Here is a 19,007-nt window from a genome sequence, read left to right as displayed (position 1 = left end):
TCTAAAATCAATGCAGTATCAAAATTCGTTAGCTTTTGCCAAACAATTAGATAAAGAAGATCCGCTTTCTCATTTACGAAATCGGTTTCATATTCCTAAAGATAAAAACGGTAACAATTGGTTGTATTTTACAGGAAACTCTCTAGGTTTACAGCCTAAACAAACTAAAGAATACATCAATCAAGAGCTTAAAGATTGGGCAAGTTTGGGTGTAGAGGGTCATTTTGAGGCTAAGAATCCTTGGTTGCATTATCATGAATATTTAACAACTGCCATGGCCAACATTGTAGGAGCAAAACCTATAGAAGTTGTGGTGATGAATACCCTTACTACAAACCTACATTTGTTAATGGTTTCATTTTATAGGCCAACAAAAAAGAAATATAAAATTGTTATTGAGAGTGATGCGTTTCCTTCTGATAGATATGCGGTAGAATCTCAATTAAAATTCCATGGATTTGATGTAAAAGAAGGTTTGATAGAATGGAAACCTAGAGAAGGAGAAGAATTATTAAATAGTGATGATTTAGAAAATATTATTTTACAACAAGGCAATGAAATAGCATTGTTACTAATAGGAGGTGTAAATTATTACACTGGGCAATTTTTAGATTTAAAAAGAATTGCAGAAATAGGACACTCTAAAGATTGTGTTGTTGGAATTGATTTAGCACACGGAGCAGGAAACATTCAACCTAAATTACATGATTCTGGAATAGATTTTGCAGCTTGGTGCACTTATAAGTATTTAAACTCAGGACCAGGAAGTTTAGCAGGATTGTTTGTACACGAAAAGCATGCCTATAAAAAAGACCTACCTCGTTTTGCAGGTTGGTGGAATCATAATAAAGAAACACGTTTTAATATGAGAATGCCATTTGATGTTATGTCTGGGGCAGAAGGTTGGCAATTGAGTAATCCTCCAATTTTGTCTATGGCAGCCATTAAGGCATCTCTAGATATGTTTGAAGAAGTGGGTATGACAGCTTTAAGAGAAAAATCAGAAAAATTAACAGGTTATTTTGAATTTTTAATCAACACAATTAATTCTGATACTATTAAAATCATCACCCCAAGAAATCCTAAAGAACGTGGTTGCCAATTGTCTATTCAAGTAAAAAATGCAAACAAAAATTTACATAAAAAATTAATAGAAAATAAGGTAATAACAGATTGGAGAGAACCAGATGTAATTCGTTGTGCGCCTGTGCCAATGTACAATTCGTTTGAAGATGTTTATAAAATGGTTTCAATTTTAAAAAAGAATTTATGAAAAAGTATCTTTTATTAATTCTTGTTTTTTTTTCTTTATTTAATGTTACTTCACAAAACAAATACGAACAAGATTTTAATTATTTCTGGAATGTCGTTCGAGTTGAATATGCTTATTTTGATCAGAAACAAACAGATTGGAAACAAGTAAAAGAAATATATAGTGAGCGTTTAAAAACAATAAAAAAAGACTGGGAGTTTACTTACTTAATAGAATTGATGAAGCATGAACTTTATGATTCACATTTTACTTTAAATAAAAACTTAGCTTTTTCTTTTAGATTAATACCAAACGATTTAGATGCGTATATTACTGTTAAAAACAATAGATATTTTATAGATGATATAAGACAAGGGTATACAATTATCAATTCTAAGTTAAAAATTGGAGATGAAATCTTAGCAATAAATAATGAAGATTTTAAAAATATTTTAAAAAGATATTTTCCAAAATCAATTACAAATCCCAATAATGAGGTAAAAGAGTATTTTGCCAATTTAATTTTTGCGGGTAAGCATAATGAACCAAGAAAAATAACAGTGCGTCAAAATGGAAAAATTAAAACGATCGCATTAGAGAAAGCAACTCCAATAAAAAAGAGCAATACATTGCTAGATGTTAAAATTGTAAACAATAATGTTGGCTATATAACAATAAATAATTCTTTAGGAAATAACAATATGATTAAAGAATTTCCTAAAGCTGTAAATCAATTACAAACAACCAAAGCAATTATTATAGATTTAAGAAATACGCATAGTGGTGGTAATACTGATGTTGCTAAAGCTATCATGGGTAAATTTATAGAAAAAGAAATACCTTATCAAATTCATGAAAGAGTTGGTTTAGAGAGAGAATTTGGTGTTAAAAGAAAATATATAGAAATTTTATCACCTTTAAAGAATCCGTATTTAAAACCGGTTTACGTTTTGGTGAGTAGATGGACAGGAAGTGTAGGAGAGGCAGTAGCACAAGGTTTTTCCAATATTAAAACAGCTACAGTTGTCGGAACAAAAATGGCTCAACTCTTAGGTGCAATTAATTGTAGAACATTAGCAAACTCTAAAATAAGATTTTGTTATCCATTTGAGAAGTTGTACAACACTAATGGCGTGCCAAGAGAACAGTTTATACCAAGAATTAAAACTAAAACTGATAAGGAAACTTTTACAAAAGTTATTCAATTAATTAATGAGCAAAGAAGATAACATATTAATAATAGGTGCAGGTTTATGTGGTAGTTTATTAGCACTTCGTTTAGCACAAAGAGGCTATAAAGTAGAAGTGTACGAAAGTAGACCAGATTTACGAAAAGTAGACGTTTCTGCAGGAAGGTCTATTAATTTGGCACTCTCAGACAGAGGTTTAAAAGCTTTGCGATTATGCGGCATGGAAGAAAAAGCCAAAAAAATCTGTATACCCATGTACGGAAGATTAATACATGATAAGAAAGGAAACACTTTTTCTTCTAATTACTCTGGTAGAGAAGGAGAATATATTAACTCAATTTCAAGAGGAGATTTAAATACTATTTTATTAGATGAAGCAGAAAAACATCAAAATGTTACTATTCATTTTAATAAAAAATGTAAAAAAGTAGATATTGACAATACCGTTGCTCATTTTAAAGATTACAAAACCAAAGAAGAATTTACAGTAGATGCTACTGTTATTTTTGGAGCTGATGGCGCAGGATCATCACTAAGAAAAAGTTATATAACCGAACGAAAATTTTTGTTTAGTTATGCTCAAAACTATCTAAACCATGGTTATAAAGAGTTAGAAATTCCTGCGGACAATAATAAAAAACATCAAATAAGTAAACATCATTTGCATATTTGGCCTCGTGGAGATTTTATGCTTATTGCACTACCAAATTTAGATGGTAGTTTTACGGTAACACTATTTTTAAGTTATGATGAAGGTGAATATAATTTTAATAATTTGCAATCAGAAAGTCAAATTACAGCTTTTTTTGAAAAAGAATTTCCAGATGCTTTGGCATTAATTCCTAATATAAAAGAGGAGTTTGTAAACAATCCAACAGGAGTTTTAGGTACCATAAAATGCACACCTTGGTCATATAGAAATAAAACGCTTTTAATAGGAGATGCAGCACACGCTATAGTTCCTTTTTACGGACAAGGAATGAATGCTTCTTTTGAAGATGTTCTAGTTTTTGATACGATTTTAAATAAAAATTTAGAATCTTGGAAAGCTGTTTTTAAAGCCTACCAAAAAGAACGCAAAAAAGATACAGATGCAATTGCAGACTTAGCGATTGATAATTTTTATGAGATGAGAGACCATGTTGCTAACCCTTTATTTAAAGAAAAACGAAAGATAGAAATGGCTTTTGAAAAGGCGTTTCCCAATCAATATTCATCTAAATATTCTTTAGTTACCTTTAATGAAAATATAGGGTATAATACAGCAATGAAAAAAGGAAGAGCACAAGACAAAGCATTGTTAAACTTAATTGCTGATAAAAAAATAGCCACATCACTAGATGATATGACAGAAAAAGAGTTAGAAAATCTCTTTGAAAAAGTGAAAGAAAAAACGAAAACTATTTTAAAAGAAGATAATATAGCAGGTTTGTAAATGCATACATATATTGTTTTATTACGCGGAATAAATGTTGCCGGAAAGCGTAAACTTTCTATGGTAGATTTGCGTGAATTAGTATGCAATTTGGGTTTTATGAATGTAATAACATACATACAAAGTGGAAACCTTATTTTACAAACTAAAAAATCAAAAACGATTACTAATACTATAATTAAAAAGGGTATTTTAAATACGTTTGGTTATGATGTTTCTGTAATATCTAGAACAGTTTTAGAGTTGGAGCAAGCTGTTAACAATTATCCGTTTTCTACAGAAAATGAAAAGATAGTAGGTTTTGTGTTTTTAGAAAAGAAACCTGAAATATTAGAACTAAAAATTAACAACCTTGAGCAAGAAGTATTTAAAATTGACAAAGATGTTGTATATCTTTATTGTGTAAACGGATTTGGAAAATCTAAAATGACAAACAATTTATTTGAAAAAAAGTTAAAAGTAAACGCAACAACACGAAATTTAAAAACAACAGTAAAATTGATAGAATTAGCAAAACAATACCAATGAATTTAGTACAACCTTTAAATTTTAAAAAATGGATTGATGAGCATCGTCATCTATTAAAACCACCTGTAGGCAACAAACAAGTATGGGATAATGGAGAATATATTGTAATGGTTGTTGGAGGGCCCAACAACAGAAAAGACTATCATTACAATGAAACTCCAGAGTTTTTTTATCAAGTAGAAGGAGATATGATTTTAAAAATCATAGATGACAAAGGCATGCAAAGAGATGTAGCAATACAAGAAGGAGATATTTATTTACTACCCAGTAAAGTTCCACACTCACCACAGCGAAAAGCAAATACGGTTGGTTTGGTCATAGAATATCCGCGTTCTAAAGAAATGCTAGATGCATTAGAATGGTATTGCGATAATTGTGGCAACCAATTGTATAGAGAAGAATTTAAGCTAGATAACATAGAAAAAGATATGCCTGTAATTTTTGATAAATTTTATTCAGATAAAAAAAAGCGAACTTGCAATACTTGTGGTACAGTAATGCAGGCGCCAAAGAAAATAAAATAAATGAAACGCAAACTACGCATTAACGGTCATTCTCACTTATTGCCTTATCCAGAGGAAATTCCAAAATTTATGAAAGATAAAGAAATCTTTTGGGTAGATGATGAGCGGAAACACATGTTGCAAAAAGGATGGAAACGACCCGTTACCCATTCTAGTTTTTTCTTAGATGAAAAGCTAAAATGGATGGAGCGCAACAAAATAGACCATGCCGTAGTTTTAAATTTATCACAATTATATGGTAACGGTTTACGCTTAGAAGAAATGAAAAAAGCGCTTCGTTTTCAAAATGATTTTAATGCAAAGGTGCAACACAGTCATCCAGATAAATTTACATGTGGCTTTGTAGTGCATCCAGGATTTATTTATGGTGCTTTAGATGAGATGGAGCGTTGTATAAATGAGTTGGGTTTAAAAGTATTGTGTTTGCCAACTCATTTTATGGATTCTATAGGACAATGGCGTAGTGTTTTTGATGAAGAAAATCACAGAATTTTTGAACTAGCAGATCAATACGAATTGGCCATAGAAATTCATCCTTATGATGGAGATAAAATGATAAAATTAGAAAACACCAATTGGCGTTTTCATTTAATTTGGATGTTAGCACAATGCGGAGATGCCTATCATTTTTACACTCTAAACGGCATGCAAGAGCGTTTTCCTAATATTAGAACTTGTTTTGCACATGGAGGACAATTGGCACAAATGAATCTAGGAAGACGCATACAGGGTTTTGATGGTAGGCCAGATTTATTTGAAGGCAAAATACACCCTAGAAAAGCCGTTGGGCATAAAAATATCTTTTTTGACACCTTGGTTCATGATACAGATTCATTACATTTAATGTTTAAAAGACAAGGAACTAAACAGGTTTTGATGGGGTTAGATGACCCATATCCTTTAGGGGAAATGGAAAGTGATAAACAATCTTCTTACCCTGGAAAAATACTAGATTTAGCTATAGAAAAAGAGATTATTTCTCAAGAAGAAAAAGACGAGATCTGGGAAGATAACGTCTTGCAATGGTTGTTTGGTAATGATAAAGTTGCAAAACAACAATTGGTAAATAAGATTTTAAAAGCTTAAATTGTTACTACAAACCCAATACTATCCTTGGCATTTTTGTAAAACTTCTTCTGCTCTTTTTACTTGAAATTTTGGGTAGAACTCTTGTTCAATTTTTTCTTTTTTACCCAACTCAATAGCTTTTTTTATTTGACTGCAATATGGTTTTGTAGATTTTCCAAAAAATTGAGCAAACCCCATTTCCCATTCGGCTTTTCCTAAAATAACTCTAGGGTTGTTAGGTGCTAAAGCGATTGCTTTGGCATACAGTTGATTGTTTTTACCAGATAAGGTCATTCCATATTTTTGACCATCAAAAGCAATGTAAACTAAATTTAATAATGCTTGTGTAATAATGATTTCAGGATTGTTTTCTGAGTTAGATGTTGCAATATCTAAAAACTCTTGTGCTTTTTGAAGTTTAGCGTTTAGTTTGCTTTCGTCCTTTATGCCAAATCCACTTAAAATTTCTACTTGTGCTGTATAATATGCTGGCAACCAGTTTTCTGGTTCAGCTTTAGAAATTCTTTCAAATAATTGAGAAGCCTCAGTAAGTTGTCCTTTTTTCCATAATCCAAATGCTTTTTGCATTCCTTTTTGATACTTTGTTTGCGCAGAAAGCCCTGTCGCAACAAAAATTGCGATGATAAAAAATACTTTTTTCATAATGTTAGAGTTTAATTTGTGTTCTTAAATTGATATTGAATAATAAAGTAAGCGACTATAATATTAGGTACCCAAGATAACCAAGCTACGATTCTGTAAGCTGGTAAGAATCCTCCTAAAATATTGGATAATATTGGTAACCAAATTCTTAGTGTTACTGCAGAAAAACAAGCAGCATAACTATAAATCATTAATTTTTGATGTTTAATAACATTACCATTTTTGATGACTGTAAATCCAAAGAGTGTAGAGAAAAACCAAAATACTGCCATAGCTGTAAATCCTAATTTTGAACTCAAACCTCCTGTTGCGTGTAAGCCAATGTAAAATCCAGAAATTGCACTTAACAAAACAGAAATTACATATACTTTACCTATTTTTCTATGTAGTTTTAAGTTTTTTAACCTTAGTTTTTTATTAAATTGTAACCAGCCAATTAACAATGCAATTCCTCCAAGAATAATGTGTGTGTAAAACATTGTATTCCATAAAGTGTCTGCTAAAAGTGAAACAGATTTACTTCTTAATAATCCAAATTTTCTATCAATTACAAAATAGATAGCAGGATATAGCCCTACTGAAATACAACAAATAGCTAGAATGTAATATGAAATTTTTCGAGTTAACATTAGTCTACAGAGATTGAAATTGTTTTGTTGGTATCTACAATAAATTTAGCATCTTTATATTTTGGAGGTCCCATGAAACCAGATGCATCATTAGAGAATCCATAAGGTTCTTTTGGGATGCCAAAAATTTTGGTATCCATTTTTTTGTTGTCATTTTCATCATGAAATAAAGAAATAGCATATTCTCCTTTTGGTAATTCTTTAAAATGTGCTACTGCTTTTTTGTTAGAAATAATTGCACTGGTTCCTTTAGTATCTTTAGAAGATTTTAAAAAATTTTGTTCGCTGTTGTATAATGCAATATATACTTTACCTATGTCTGATCTCATTCCTGAAATTTCAATAGTTAGATTAAAAGTTTCTTTGTCTTGTGCATTGGTAAATAAAAATCCGCCAAAAATAAAAGCTGCTATGAATAATAATTTTTTCATTTGGTTGTTTTTTGATGATTCAAATATCTGATGTTTTTATGAGCTTTACACAAGAACAATACCGAATTGTTATTTTTTATTACTGAATTGCGAAATTAGTCTTTTTAATAAAATGTTTTAGTTTAATGATTGTTGTGTTTAGATATAATTAATATATTTTTTTAATGTAATACGTTTGCAAATATGTTTAGCCCTGATTGAGTGGTGTGTTTGAGCTCGTTGAGGAACGAAACAGCGAGTAACGAAAGCAGGAAATAGCTTCTGTAAAAAACTATAAATTGTTTAATTGATTCGATTTTTTATCACTACTGATTGTCCAGAAAAAACCTATTACAAAAAAACGATCTGCATCTGGTGTTCTCGCTTGTCTATCAAAAAAACCATTACCATTTGGTGTGTTTCTGTAGTTGTAGCCAAATATATTTTTAGTGCCTAAAACATTGTTTACGGCAAAAAATAAAATCTTTTGTTGGTCTATTAAATAAGCACAATTGAGACTTAAACTATTAAATGTTTTGGTTTTATCATTTAAAAAACCAGGTTTATTTGGGTTTTTAAAATTTCTGCCAGAAGCAAAAGCATAACTTAAACCGAGTTGACTTTTCCAACTTGCCACCCAATGTTTGGCAACAAAAGAAAAATTGTGTCTTGGAGCAAAATTAGGGGTGGCTGCTACAGGAAAATTTCTGTAATCTCTTTCTGTTTCTAAATAAGAATATGAAACCCAGTAATCTGTATTTTTAATTTTTTGATTTTGCCTCCAAAAAATATCTATTCCTTTTGCAAAACCGCTACCGTTGTTGTTAAAATTACTAGTAAAGTTAGGTACTTGTGTGTCAAATTTTACTAAATTATTGTATGCTTTGTAATAACCTTCTATTCTAAAAATTTGATTTTGTTTTACGGATTGATAATTTGCAATAAAATGAGAGGTGTTTTCTGAAGAAAAGTCTTCATGAAACTTTAAATATTCTGCTCTTGGGTTTTGAAAAAATTTGCCATAAGCAAAAGAGAATTGAGCGTTTTTTCCTGATTTATAAGATATAGCTGCTCTTGGAGATAGTGTAAATTCGTTCAATAAACCTGTTTTTTCTGCTCTAATTCCTATTTTGGTTGCTAAATTTTTAGAAAAAAACAAGTCTGTTTCTACAAAAGAAGCAAAAATGTTGTTGTTAAAACCATAGTTGAATTTAGTATTGTTTATAGGAGAAAAGCGTTCTTTAAAATGGGTAACAAAATATTCTGATCCCATAGAAAGTCTAAATCTACTTGAAAAACGCTTGTGCAGTTTTACTTTAAAATGAGCGGAATTATCATTGCTGTCAATTTTATTGTTTGCAAGTTTTATGTTAGTGTTGTCGTTTGTAAAACTTGCCCCTGTTGCTATTTTCCAACGGTTACCAAATTTAGTTTTGTAAGAAGTATTAAAGTATAGATTTCTATTTTGTAGCCCAAAAAGAACACCATCGTCAAAATTAATGTCTTCCTGCACTACATCTAATTCGGTATAACTATATGCCCCATATAATTTTAAAAAGGAGTCGTCTTTAAATTGATGTCTGTATACTGTTTCTCCGCTCATAGATTGGTACGGTTTAATCCATTCATTTCTACTAGGAGTAATTTCTAAATAAGGTGCTAAGTTTATGTATGATGTATTAATGCTTAGTGAGTTTCTGCCCCATTTTTGGGTATTACCAACACCTAAACCTACGGTTAAAAATGATAATTCTGTTTTTTCTTGGTCTGGTTCATCTATAGTGTTTAAGAGTAAAATGCTAGATAGTGCTTGTCCGTACTCTGCAGAATAACCTCCGGTAGAAAATGTAATTCCTTTAAATAAAAAAGGAGAGTATCTACCACGAGTAGGCACGTTATTAGGTGTGGGGGTAAAAGGAGTAAAAACTCGAATTCCGTCAACAAAAATTTGCGTTTCATCTGCTTCTCCTCCCCGAACAAATAAACGGCCATCTTCAGCAACAGTAGATGTGCCTGGTAATGTTTGTAACGCACCAACAAAATCTCCCATGGCACTAGCTGTGGTAACCACATCTAAAGGTTTTAGGGCGGTAACTTTGGCATTATCACCAGCTTCAAATGTACCTGCGTTAATAACTACCGCATCTAAGGTGTTTACATCGTCTCTTAATTTTATGGTTGAATTTTTAAAGGATGCAACGTTGGCAGTTTTGATAAAAGTTTCATAAGAAATAAATGAGATGACAAGAGTTTGTAAGCCTTCTTCTTCCGTTGTAAATTCATATTCTCCGTTATCATTAGAAGAACTTCCATCATAGGTACCATCTAAATATATACTTGCGCCAGCAACTGGACGATTTTTAGAGTCTATAACTTTTCCAGAGATAGTAGTTTGTGCAACATTAGAAAACTGGCTTATTGTAAAAAGTAAAAGTAAAATACGTTTCATCATATTGGTTTTTGATAGTACAAAGATGAAAAGAGGTTCTTTTCTGTAGTAAAAACAAATACTGAGTTGTAGAAAATGTAAACTGAGTTGTTTTCAAAGCCAAAATTTCGGCTTTACAGCATGTTTTTGCTCTCTATTATAGTTTTGATACTTAAAATTTCTTGATTAACAAGGGTTTTTTCCGTTTCACTAAGCTTGTTTAAAATGAAAGCGCTTTTTGATGGTTTCTTTGCAGTATAAATAATTTTTAAAAAGAAGATAAAAATGAAAACACTAAAAAGTAAGGTAATAATTGCATGTATAGCACTAATTACATTAACAATGACAAGTTGTACAGAAAACGAAGAAAGTATTGTAGAGGCAACTACAAGTGTAAATTTAGCAACAGACTCTAGTTTAGGAAGTATTTTGGTAGACCAAGATGGTAGGTCTCTATATTTTTTTGCCAGAGATTCTAAAGATACTTCTAATTGTTTAGGAGGTTGTTTAAATACTTGGCCTGTTTTTTATGTAGAAAATATAGCTGTTGGTTCTGGTTTAGATGCAAGTGATTTTAGTACAATAACTAGAGAAGATGGTAGCAAACAAACTACTTATAAAAATTGGCCTTTGTATTATTTTGCAAATGATGCCAATGCAGGAGATACTAATGGAGATGGAGTAGGTGGCGTTTGGTTTATTGCAAAACCAGATTATTCAATAATGTATGCTGCAGCTCAATTGGTAGGTAATGATGGTGTAAACTACACTCAAGATTATGTAGAGGGTGAAGCAATAACAAATTACTTTGTAAGTATTGCAGGTAGAACTATGTACACGTTTACAAGAGATTCTAGAAATACAAACACGTTTACAAGATCAGATTTTTCTAATAATGCAGTATGGCCAATTGTAGAAATTACTTTAGATCAAATACCAAGTACTTTAGAAAGATCAGATTTTGGTACAATTGATGTGTTTGGAAGAACGCAATTGACATACAAAGGATGGCCTTTGTATTATTTTGGACAAGACACAGAAAGAGGAGATAATAAAGGGGTAAGTGTACCTAATCCTGGAGTTTGGCCAGTAGTAAATAGAGGTATTACAGCGGCACAATAAATAGTTTATAGTTAGATTGAGTTTTTTGTTAATTAAAAAAAGGTTCTGAAATTTTCAGAGCCTTTTTTGTATTGTAATATGTGGGTGCATAATGTGTTTTTGTTATGAAAAAACCTGAAAACATTTCGAGATTTTTTTTATTGTATAGGAATACACAAATCTACGATAAACTTATTTTCAGGATGTTCATTTCCGTTATTATAATAAATTTCAAAAGGATCTTTCTCTGATTTTTTATATCCATTTTCGATCATCCAAGCAAAAGAAGATTCCCACGCTTGTTGAAATTGATGAGGTTTAATTTCTAACCGATTTACAATACATTTTCTTGGAGAAATTGTTTTTAAATTTACTTCTCCTTCAACTGTTACAGGAGTATTTAATACAATGCCAATACTGGTTCTTATATTTTCTGGTCTCGTAATTTTAGGACTATCATGATACACCGTTAATAAACGTAAGTTTTCTTGAGACATCAATCCTTTAGGTGTTGCCCATTTAATTAACCTGTTAAAAACCAAACCTATATTATCTAATTCTCCTTGATGAGCTATATAAGCAATATCTAAATTTTCAAGGTTTTTAATTTCTGTTTTAGCATTCATTTTTAACCAATTTAAAGCGTTGTTATTATTGTAAATATACTGTTTAAAAGAAATTTGATGTTTGTTAATATTATCGTTGGTGTTGCAAATTTCGCTATATTTTTGAGGACTTTCATTTTTAAATTGAATAGGAGTAAACTCGTAAAACCTTTTAAAAGTTTTAAAAAATGAAGAAATATCATTAAAACCAACAGATTCTGAAATTTCTGTAATTGTTCTCTGTTTTTGATACAGTAAAAAAGAAGCTGCTTTTTCAATTCATTTTCTTATAATATATTTTGACACAGTTTCTCCTACAGCCAAAGAAAATATACGGTGAAAATGATATGGAGAAAAAAAAGCTTCTTTAGCAACAGTAGCTAGTGACAATTTTTTATCCAAATTTTTTCTATAAATCTATTGCTTTATTTAATCTAGCAATATTTTCTAAGGTAACCTTTGTGTGGTTCAATCTGTTTTTTTTTGCAATTGATAAAATATAAATCCGCTTGCAAAATATAAAAATATATCTACATAGTCTTTGGTATATCTTGCTATATATTTCGGAAAAATAAATTCGAACAACACACTATATAAAAGGCAGATGTATAGAATGATACCTATAGAAAGTGTATAGTCCGTGTTGTTTTTAGACCATTTAAGAATTTGCAAACTTATAAAAAGTACTATAGGAACAATTAAAAAATCATTTACATAAAAACGAAATATTTGAGGAAGCTTTATAGAAAAACGTTGTAAATAATAAACAGTTGTTCCTGTTACTACACAAAAAATAAAATAATATGTAAGTTTTTTATTCAAATTAACCAGCAGCTACCATAGCAATAAACCAAGCCAAACCAGCACCAATGGCACTTACTACCATAATAGAAGAATACAACACCCAACCAAAAACTCTATATAGAAAAAAAGGGTGTTTTTTTAAACGTTCTGCTAAACTAGGGTTTTCTAGTTTGTGTTTTTCTTCTCTTATAAGTGCTTCTTTAACTTTTCTTGCTTTAATCTCTCTTTTTTTAGTATCAGAAATTAATGCATTACAAAAAGTACAATAATCAGTATTTTTATTGATGGTTCCACACTCAGGACATTTGATGATTCTTGTACCCATTTAAAAATTAATCTGTTTGTTTTTAAGTTTATAAGGACGAATAATTAACCGTGTTTCTCTATCAAAACGGATGTAGTTATAAACCCAATTTAGAAATACAATAGCTCTATTTCTAAAGCCAATTAAAGAAAAAAGATGTACAAACATCCACACAAACCATGCAAAGACACCTTGAAATTTCCATTTAGGAAGGTCTACAACAGCTTTATTTCTACCAATGGTAGCCATAGCGCCTCTATCATTATAGAAAAATGGTTTTTGCGTTTTACCTGCTATTTTTGCTAAAATGTTTTTAGCAACTAATTTACCCTGTTGTATAGCAGGTTGCGCCATCATTGGATGTCCATAAGGGGTTTCTTCAGAGACCATACAAGCTACGTCTCCTATTGCATAAATATTTTGATGAGGTAGTACCTGATTAATTTTGTTAACCTTTATTCTGGCAGCTCTTTCTACAATACACTCTTGCGCTAAACCGTTAATAGTTTCTCCTTTAACACCTGCTGCCCAAATAACAGTTTCTGCTCTAAAATGATCTTCTCCGTTTGTTTTTACAACTTTTCCATCGTAGTCTAAAACACGTAGGTTTTTCCATACGTTTACGCCTAAACTTATTAAAAAATCTTCTGCTTTTTCAGAGGCTTTTGCGCTCATGCCTTTTAGCAAGCAATTAGAACTTTGTATCAAATGAATTTGCATTTTACGAATATCTAAATCAGGATAATCTTTAGGTAAAATTCCTTTTTTCATTTCTGCAAGAGCTCCAGCTAATTCTACGCCTGTAGGGCCACCACCTACAATTACAAAATTCATTAATGCATTTCTATCATCAATATTAGACGTTAATAATGCTTCTTCAAAATTTTCTAAAATTAAACTTCTGATGTTTAAAGATTGCGGAACAGATTTCATTTCCATAGCAAACTTTTGGATGTTTGTATTGCCAAAAAAATTAGTAGTAGATCCTGTAGCAATAATCAACTCGTCATAATCTAAATTTCCGATAGAAGTTTCAATTAAATTTTTATCAGGATTGATATTTATTACATCAGCTAGTCTAAAAAAGAAATTTTCTACATCATTAAAACGTTTTCTTAACGGAAAAGCAATAGAATCTGGTTCTAAACCTCCTGTAGCAACTTGATATAATAATGGTTGAAACGTATGGTAGTTATGCTTATCTATCAAAACCACTTGTAGTTCTTGCTCCTCTAAACCCTTAGCAGCAGCTAAACCTGCAAACCCACCACCAATAATAACTACTCTAGGAAAACTCGTTTGTGGAATATTCATTATAGATTTTTTGGATAAATTAAATAGTTGAAATTTTAGATTTGTAAATTTACTGAAAAGGTATGATTTGTTATTTGAAACTTTTTTTTATTTCTTGTAACGATTTTTTTGAGTTGATTAATGCTAAAATAACCTCGCGTACTAAAGTTTCTTTGTCTACCTCAAAATAAAGAGTCCATTTGTCATTTTGAAATAAATCATGAATTTGTTTTATTCTTTTTTGAGCCTCAGTATATGTGAATAAATGTGTGTTTAAATTTTCTTTTTTCTTTTGCAGTTGAACGGTTTTAGTAATGAAATCAACATCAATACAAAAGATTTTTTCTGTTGAATTGATTGGATAAAAATCAGACCATTTTGCAAATCCAATAACTTCTTTTTGATTTTTATATTTAGAATTTGAAATGATTTTCCACCTACAATTGGCTACTCTTCCCCAATGATTTGATTTTCTATAAACACCTTCTTTTGTGTAATGATAGCAGCTTTTGGACTTACTTTTATAATTTGTCTTCTCAGGAAATTTAAAATCATCTACTTGAATAAATTCGCAAAAAGTATGTTTAAAAAAGTTATGTTGGTTGTATGTTTTCAAACAAAAAATGGTTTTAAAAATAAAACGCAACCAAGTTAATGATTGCGTTTTATTGGGTATATATAGATTCTGAACCTAAATTCAGAGAGTGGACTTGTTTAAGCAACCCATAGATCTATACTTTTAACTTTGTTAAAGCTTACTTAACTTCTTCGAAATCTACGTCTTCAACATTGTCACCTTGGTCTGCATTACCAGATTCTGGTTGACCTTGTTGCGCTCCTGCATCTGCACCTGCAGCACCTTGTTGAGCAGCATACATTTCTTCAGACGCTACTTTCCAGGCTTCATTAATTTTTTCCATTGCAGCGTCTATTTGAGCTAAATCTTTAGACTCATGAGCGGCTTTTAATTCAGTTAAAGCAGCTTCTATTGGTTCTTTTTTATCAGCAGATAATTTGTCACCAAATTCTTTCAATTGCTTTTCTGTTTGAAAAATCATAGAATCTGCACCGTTTACTTTTTCGGCAGTTTCTTTTGCTAACTTATCAGCATCTGCATTAGCCTCTGCTTCTTGTTTCATTTTCTCAATTTCTTCTTCAGATAAACCAGAAGACGCTTCAATTCTAATATCTTGAGATTTACCAGTAGCTTTATCTACGGCAGAAACTTTAATAATTCCGTTTGCATCAATATCAAAAGTAACCTCAATTTGTGGAACTCCTCTTTGTGCTGGAGGAATATCTGTTAATTGGAAACGACCTATCGTTTTGTTATCTGCTGCCATAGCTCTTTCTCCTTGTAATACATGAATATCTACAGAAGGTTGATTGTCTACAGCAGTAGAGAATACTTGCGATTTTTTTGTTGGTATGGTAGTATTTGCATCTATTAATTTTGTAAATACATTACCCATTGTTTCTATACCTAAAGATAAAGGGGTAACATCTAATAACAGCACGTCTTTAACATCACCAGTTAAAACACCACCTTGAATTGCAGCACCTAAAGAAACTACTTCATCTGGGTTTACACCTTTACTTGGTGCTTTTCCAAAGAATTTTTCAACAGCTTCTTGTATAGCCGGTATTCTTGTAGAACCACCAACTAAGATAATTTCATCAATATCAGAAGTAGATAAATCAGCATTTTTTAAAGCTGTTTTACAAGGCTCTATAGTTCTTTTTACTAAATCGTCTATTAGTTGCTCAAACTTTGCTTTCGTTAAAGATCTTACCAAGTGTTTTGGTCCGCTTGCTGTAGCTGTAATATATGGTAAATTAATTTCAGTTGCAGAAGAAGAAGATAATTCAATCTTTGCTTTTTCAGCAGCTTCTTTTAAACGTTGTAAAGCCATTGGGTCGTTACGCAAGTCCATATTTTCTTCAGCATTAAACTCGTCTGCTAACCAGTTAATGATTTTTTCATCAACATCATCACCTCCTAAGTGCGTATCACCATCAGTAGCCAATACTTCAAAAACACCATCACCTAATTCTAAGATAGAAACGTCATGTGTACCACCTCCAAAGTCAAAAACAACAATTTTTTTATCGTCATTAGCTTTGTCTAAACCATATGCTAAAGCAGCAGCAGTAGGCTCATTAATAATTCTTTCTACTTTTAAACCAGCAATTTCTCCTGCTTCTTTTGTAGCTTGTCTTTGTGCATCATTAAAATATGCAGGTACTGTAATTACAGCAGCAGATACATCTTGACCTAAGTAATCTTCTGCGGTTTTCTTCATTTTTTGAAGAACCATTGCAGAAATTTCTTGAGGTGTATATAAACGACCATCAATATCTACTCTAGGAGTATCATTATCTCCTTTTACTACCTTGTAAGGTACTCTTTTTACTTCTTGAGAAGATTCAGAAAATTTGTTTCCCATAAAACGTTTAATCGAGTAAACTGTTTTTGTAGGATTTGTTACTGCTTGTCTTTTTGCAGGATCACCAATTTTACGTTCTCCTCCTTCTACAAAGGCAACAATAGATGGTGTAGTTCTTTTTCCTTCAGCGTTAGGAATTACAACTGGCTCATTACCTTCCATTACAGAAACACACGAGTTGGTTGTTCCTAAATCTATTCCTATAATTTTGCTCATACTATTTATTTTATATTAAAATTCGTTTTTTCAATTTTACAATTACTATTTGTCAAATGCTATGCCAACTCATTTTTCACTAAAAAATGTCAGGATTTTATTTTTTTTTAATGAAGATGTGACACATTGACATAAATTGTGTCTTAAGAGTAGAAAATAACAACTATTTGAATTACACCTTAATTTTCATATATTTGGAATATTCAATTAGTGAAACAATTAAAAAAAATATTTAAAACTACAATTATGAGTAAATTTGACGAAAAAGTTGCTTTGTACAAAAAATTTATGGACGATAGAAATTTACGTTCTAACACAGAATTATTAGCAGCAGTAACAAAAGGTTTGGGGCCTTCTATTTACAAGAAAGATGCAGAAACAGTTTCTGGTTCTGACCCAAAAGAGCTGGCAACCGTTAAAAATAATTTTTTAATTAAAAAATTAGGTTTGCCAGATACGGCAGCCTTAGATGAAGGGATTGAAGAAGTTATGGAGAGAATTGGAAAATCTGAAAGAAATAAATATAGAGCATGTGTTTACTACATGTTGGTTAAGAAATTTGATAAAGAATCTGTATACGGATTTTAAAATTTTAGTATTTTATTAATACACTAAAAATCCAACTCATTGAGTTGGATTTTTTACATTTACATTAATTCTATTTTAAATTCTTTTAAGATGTCTCAATTTATTAGTGTTTTTGATATGCTCAAAATAGGTGTTGGCCCATCTAGCTCACACACTTTAGGTCCTTGGAGAGCGGCACAATATTGGGTTAAGAAACTCAGAGACACGTATCTTTTTGAAACTATTGATGAAATAAAAGTAGACTTGTACGGATCTTTGTCTTTAACAGGTAAAGGCCATGCTACTGATTTAGCAATAGTATTAGGTTTAAGTGAAGCTGATCCAGAATACATACCAATTGAAGATATTTTTACAATTGTTGACAGAATAAATGTACAAGAAGAAATTTATTTTAAAGGAGGAAAGAAAATTGTTTTTCCAAATAACGCGATACAGTTTCATAGAGAATTTTTGCCATTTCATGCTAACGGAGTTACTTTTAGAGGTTTGTCAAAAGGAAAAGAAATTTCTACAGAAACCTACTATTCTATAGGAGGAGGTTTTATTGTTCAAGAAAATGATACTCTAGAAGGAGATATAGAAATTAACAAGAAGAATTTTCCTTATCCTATAAACAGAGCTAAAGAATTAGAACTTTATTGTGAGAAAGACAATATGTTAATTTCTGAAATTGTATTTAAAAACGAATTGGAAATTAACACTGCCGAAAAAATAAATTTTGAATTAGAACGCATTTGGGAAACTATGTTAGAGTGTATGTATATAGGTTGTCATACAGAAGGAATACTTCCTGGAGGTTTAAATGTAAAAAGACGTGCTTTTGATATTCATGAAAAATTAATAAAGAATAGTGAATACTCCAACCCAAAAGAATGGATTGCTGCCATAAGAAGTACAGAAGTGAAATTTAGAGAAATTTTAAAATGGGTAAGCTGTTTTGCGTTGTCTGTAAACGAGGTTAATGCTTCTTTAGGGAGAGTGGTAACAGCCCCAACTAACGGAAGTGCAGGAGTAATTCCTGCTGTTTTAATGTATTACTTGGTTATAGAGAATCATGAAGCAAGTTTTAAAGAGATTAAACAATTTTTGTTAACTGCAGGAGAAATTGGTAGTATTTTTAAAAAAAATGCTACAATTTCTGCGGCAATTGGTGGTTGTCAAGCAGAAATAGGTGTTTCTGCTGCTATGGCTGCCGCTGCGTTAACAGAAGTATTAGGTGGTTCTCCTGCGCAATGCTTGGTAGCTGCAGAAATAGCTATGGAACATCATTTAGGTTTAACCTGTGACCCTATTGGAGGTTTAGTACAAGTACCTTGTATAGAACGAAATTCTATGGGAGCTATAAAAGCAATTAATGCTGCTGAAATGGCACTAGAAACAAACCCGAAAGATGTTAAAGTACCTTTAGACAAGGTAATTGATACCATGTGGGAAACTGCAAAAGATATGCACAAAAACTACAAAGAAACTTCAGAAGGGGGATTAGCTATTAATGTTGGTTTAGCAGATTGTTAAAAGTAAT

The 19,007-nt window shown here is 31.1% G+C and carries 19 protein-coding genes and 1 pseudogene; 9 read left to right on the top strand and 11 right to left on the bottom strand.

All coding sequences use genetic code 11. The features are described from left to right. Window positions 1-10: 10 nt before the first annotated feature. From kynU to DUT90_RS05675, 6 genes are read left to right on the top strand one after another with little or no spacing between them, the layout of a single operon-like run. Entirely contained in the window at window positions 11-1,273 is a 1,263-nt protein-coding gene (gene kynU, locus DUT90_RS05700) for a kynureninase (protein WP_114426203.1), read from the top strand. Continuing rightward, window positions 1,270-2,481 (top strand): S41 family peptidase, encoded by a 1,212-nt coding sequence (locus tag DUT90_RS05695; RefSeq protein WP_114426202.1) that lies wholly within the window; start codon window positions 1,270-1,272, stop codon window positions 2,479-2,481. Before kynU ends, DUT90_RS05695 begins: the two co-directional genes overlap by 4 nt. Next, window positions 2,465-3,877, top strand: coding sequence for an NAD(P)/FAD-dependent oxidoreductase (locus tag DUT90_RS05690; RefSeq protein ID WP_114426201.1), 1,413 nt, complete (start codon window positions 2,465-2,467; stop codon window positions 3,875-3,877). Before DUT90_RS05695 ends, DUT90_RS05690 begins: the two co-directional genes overlap by 17 nt. Then, window positions 3,878-4,405 carry a DUF1697 domain-containing protein gene (locus tag DUT90_RS05685; protein WP_114426200.1) on the top strand — a complete coding sequence of 176 codons (528 nt, stop codon included), beginning with the start codon at window positions 3,878-3,880 and terminating at the stop codon, window positions 4,403-4,405. It begins immediately after the preceding gene. Further along, window positions 4,402-4,929: a 3-hydroxyanthranilate 3,4-dioxygenase gene (locus DUT90_RS05680; protein WP_114426199.1), complete on the top strand. Its 528-nt coding sequence runs from the start codon at window positions 4,402-4,404 to the stop codon at window positions 4,927-4,929. The genes DUT90_RS05685 and DUT90_RS05680 overlap by 4 nt, the downstream gene beginning before the upstream one ends. Next, window positions 4,930-6,015: an amidohydrolase family protein gene (locus DUT90_RS05675; RefSeq protein WP_114426198.1), complete on the top strand. Its 1,086-nt coding sequence runs from the start codon at window positions 4,930-4,932 to the stop codon at window positions 6,013-6,015. 21 nt (window positions 6,016-6,036) lie between these two features. Here the strand turns inward: DUT90_RS05675 and DUT90_RS05670 are convergent, their stop codons facing one another. The 4 genes from DUT90_RS05670 to DUT90_RS05655 form a co-directional block, all read right to left on the bottom strand. Beyond that, the gene (locus DUT90_RS05670; RefSeq protein WP_114426197.1) at window positions 6,037-6,660 is read right to left on the bottom strand and encodes a M48 family metallopeptidase; all 624 of its coding nucleotides are present in this window, start codon (window positions 6,658-6,660) and stop codon (window positions 6,037-6,039) included. 11 nt (window positions 6,661-6,671) lie between these two features. Beyond that, window positions 6,672-7,289, bottom strand: coding sequence for a DUF2306 domain-containing protein (locus tag DUT90_RS05665; RefSeq protein ID WP_114426196.1), 618 nt, complete (start codon window positions 7,287-7,289; stop codon window positions 6,672-6,674). Continuing rightward, window positions 7,289-7,720 (bottom strand): DUF2141 domain-containing protein, encoded by a 432-nt coding sequence (locus DUT90_RS05660; RefSeq protein ID WP_114426195.1) that lies wholly within the window; start codon window positions 7,718-7,720, stop codon window positions 7,289-7,291. The genes DUT90_RS05665 and DUT90_RS05660 overlap by 1 nt, the downstream gene beginning before the upstream one ends. 271 nt (window positions 7,721-7,991) lie before the next feature. Further along, on the bottom strand, window positions 7,992-10,148 hold the full coding sequence (locus DUT90_RS05655) for a carboxypeptidase-like regulatory domain-containing protein (protein ID WP_114426194.1): 2,157 nt from the start codon (window positions 10,146-10,148) through the stop codon (window positions 7,992-7,994). Between the two features lie 264 nt (window positions 10,149-10,412). Between DUT90_RS05655 and DUT90_RS05650 the strand changes: the two genes are divergently transcribed. After that, a complete protein-coding gene (locus tag DUT90_RS05650) occupies window positions 10,413-11,249 on the top strand; it encodes a hypothetical protein (protein ID WP_114426193.1) in 837 nt (278 codons plus the stop codon). 137 nt (window positions 11,250-11,386) lie between these two features. Here the strand turns inward: DUT90_RS05650 and DUT90_RS05645 are convergent, their stop codons facing one another. The 7 genes and pseudogenes from DUT90_RS05645 to dnaK all read right to left on the bottom strand — a co-directional run bounded on the left by DUT90_RS05645 (window position 11,387) and on the right by dnaK (window position 16,897). Further along, window positions 11,387-11,854 carry a GyrI-like domain-containing protein gene (locus DUT90_RS05645; RefSeq protein WP_114426192.1) on the bottom strand — a complete coding sequence of 156 codons (468 nt, stop codon included), beginning with the start codon at window positions 11,852-11,854 and terminating at the stop codon, window positions 11,387-11,389. Between the two features lie 126 nt (window positions 11,855-11,980). Further along, window positions 11,981-12,112: pseudogene (locus DUT90_RS13560) on the bottom strand (helix-turn-helix domain-containing protein); the annotation flags it as partial. Then, a complete protein-coding gene (locus DUT90_RS13555; RefSeq protein ID WP_408962305.1) occupies window positions 12,113-12,235 on the bottom strand; it encodes an AraC family transcriptional regulator in 123 nt (40 codons plus the stop codon). Window positions 12,236-12,656: 421 nt separating this feature from the next. Further along, window positions 12,657-12,962 carry a hypothetical protein gene (locus tag DUT90_RS05630; protein ID WP_114426189.1) on the bottom strand — a complete coding sequence of 102 codons (306 nt, stop codon included), beginning with the start codon at window positions 12,960-12,962 and terminating at the stop codon, window positions 12,657-12,659. Further along, on the bottom strand, window positions 12,963-14,255 hold the full coding sequence (locus tag DUT90_RS05625; protein WP_114426188.1) for an NAD(P)/FAD-dependent oxidoreductase: 1,293 nt from the start codon (window positions 14,253-14,255) through the stop codon (window positions 12,963-12,965). A 70-nt stretch (window positions 14,256-14,325) separates the two neighbouring features. Continuing rightward, complete coding sequence (locus tag DUT90_RS05620; protein WP_114426187.1) at window positions 14,326-14,850, bottom strand: hypothetical protein; 525 nt, start codon at window positions 14,848-14,850, stop codon at window positions 14,326-14,328. 139 nt (window positions 14,851-14,989) lie between these two features. Continuing rightward, window positions 14,990-16,897 (bottom strand): molecular chaperone DnaK, encoded by a 1,908-nt coding sequence (gene dnaK / locus DUT90_RS05615; RefSeq protein ID WP_114426186.1) that lies wholly within the window; start codon window positions 16,895-16,897, stop codon window positions 14,990-14,992. Between the two features lie 246 nt (window positions 16,898-17,143). Between dnaK and DUT90_RS05610 the strand changes: the two genes are divergently transcribed. Beyond that, window positions 17,144-17,485, top strand: coding sequence for a DUF2853 family protein (locus DUT90_RS05610; protein ID WP_114426332.1), 342 nt, complete (start codon window positions 17,144-17,146; stop codon window positions 17,483-17,485). 90 nt (window positions 17,486-17,575) lie between these two features. Continuing rightward, a complete protein-coding gene (locus tag DUT90_RS05605) occupies window positions 17,576-19,000 on the top strand; it encodes an L-serine ammonia-lyase (protein WP_114426185.1) in 1,425 nt (474 codons plus the stop codon). Window positions 19,001-19,007 lie beyond the last annotated feature (7 nt).

The sequence above is a fragment of the Polaribacter sp. WD7 genome (assembly GCF_003335085.1).
Classification (GTDB): Bacteria; Bacteroidota; Bacteroidia; order Flavobacteriales; family Flavobacteriaceae; genus Polaribacter.
This window is presented reverse-complemented; position numbering and strand designations above follow the sequence as displayed.

Bases quoted from the DNA above. Each gene is read 5' to 3' on its own strand.
- kynU (WP_114426203.1), top strand. From the start codon at position 11: ATGCAGTATCAAAATTCGTTAGCTTTTGCCAAACAATTAGATAAAGAA.
- DUT90_RS05695 (WP_114426202.1), top strand. From the start codon at position 1,270: ATGAAAAAGTATCTTTTATTAATTCTTGTTTTTTTTTCTTTATTTAAT.
- DUT90_RS05690 (WP_114426201.1), top strand. From the start codon at position 2,465: ATGAGCAAAGAAGATAACATATTAATAATAGGTGCAGGTTTATGTGGT.
- DUT90_RS05685 (WP_114426200.1), top strand. From the start codon at position 3,878: ATGCATACATATATTGTTTTATTACGCGGAATAAATGTTGCCGGAAAG.
- DUT90_RS05680 (WP_114426199.1), top strand. From the start codon at position 4,402: ATGAATTTAGTACAACCTTTAAATTTTAAAAAATGGATTGATGAGCAT.
- DUT90_RS05675 (WP_114426198.1), top strand. From the start codon at position 4,930: ATGAAACGCAAACTACGCATTAACGGTCATTCTCACTTATTGCCTTAT.
- DUT90_RS05670 (WP_114426197.1), bottom strand. From the start codon at position 6,660: ATGAAAAAAGTATTTTTTATCATCGCAATTTTTGTTGCGACAGGGCTT.
- DUT90_RS05665 (WP_114426196.1), bottom strand. From the start codon at position 7,289: ATGTTAACTCGAAAAATTTCATATTACATTCTAGCTATTTGTTGTATT.
- DUT90_RS05660 (WP_114426195.1), bottom strand. From the start codon at position 7,720: ATGAAAAAATTATTATTCATAGCAGCTTTTATTTTTGGCGGATTTTTA.
- DUT90_RS05655 (WP_114426194.1), bottom strand. From the start codon at position 10,148: ATGAAACGTATTTTACTTTTACTTTTTACAATAAGCCAGTTTTCTAAT.
- DUT90_RS05650 (WP_114426193.1), top strand. From the start codon at position 10,413: ATGAAAACACTAAAAAGTAAGGTAATAATTGCATGTATAGCACTAATT.
- DUT90_RS05645 (WP_114426192.1), bottom strand. From the start codon at position 11,854: ATGAATGCTAAAACAGAAATTAAAAACCTTGAAAATTTAGATATTGCT.
- DUT90_RS05630 (WP_114426189.1), bottom strand. From the start codon at position 12,962: ATGGGTACAAGAATCATCAAATGTCCTGAGTGTGGAACCATCAATAAA.
- DUT90_RS05625 (WP_114426188.1), bottom strand. From the start codon at position 14,255: ATGAATATTCCACAAACGAGTTTTCCTAGAGTAGTTATTATTGGTGGT.
- dnaK (WP_114426186.1), bottom strand. From the start codon at position 16,897: ATGAGCAAAATTATAGGAATAGATTTAGGAACAACCAACTCGTGTGTT.
- DUT90_RS05610 (WP_114426332.1), top strand. From the start codon at position 17,144: ATGAGTAAATTTGACGAAAAAGTTGCTTTGTACAAAAAATTTATGGAC.
- DUT90_RS05605 (WP_114426185.1), top strand. From the start codon at position 17,576: ATGTCTCAATTTATTAGTGTTTTTGATATGCTCAAAATAGGTGTTGGC.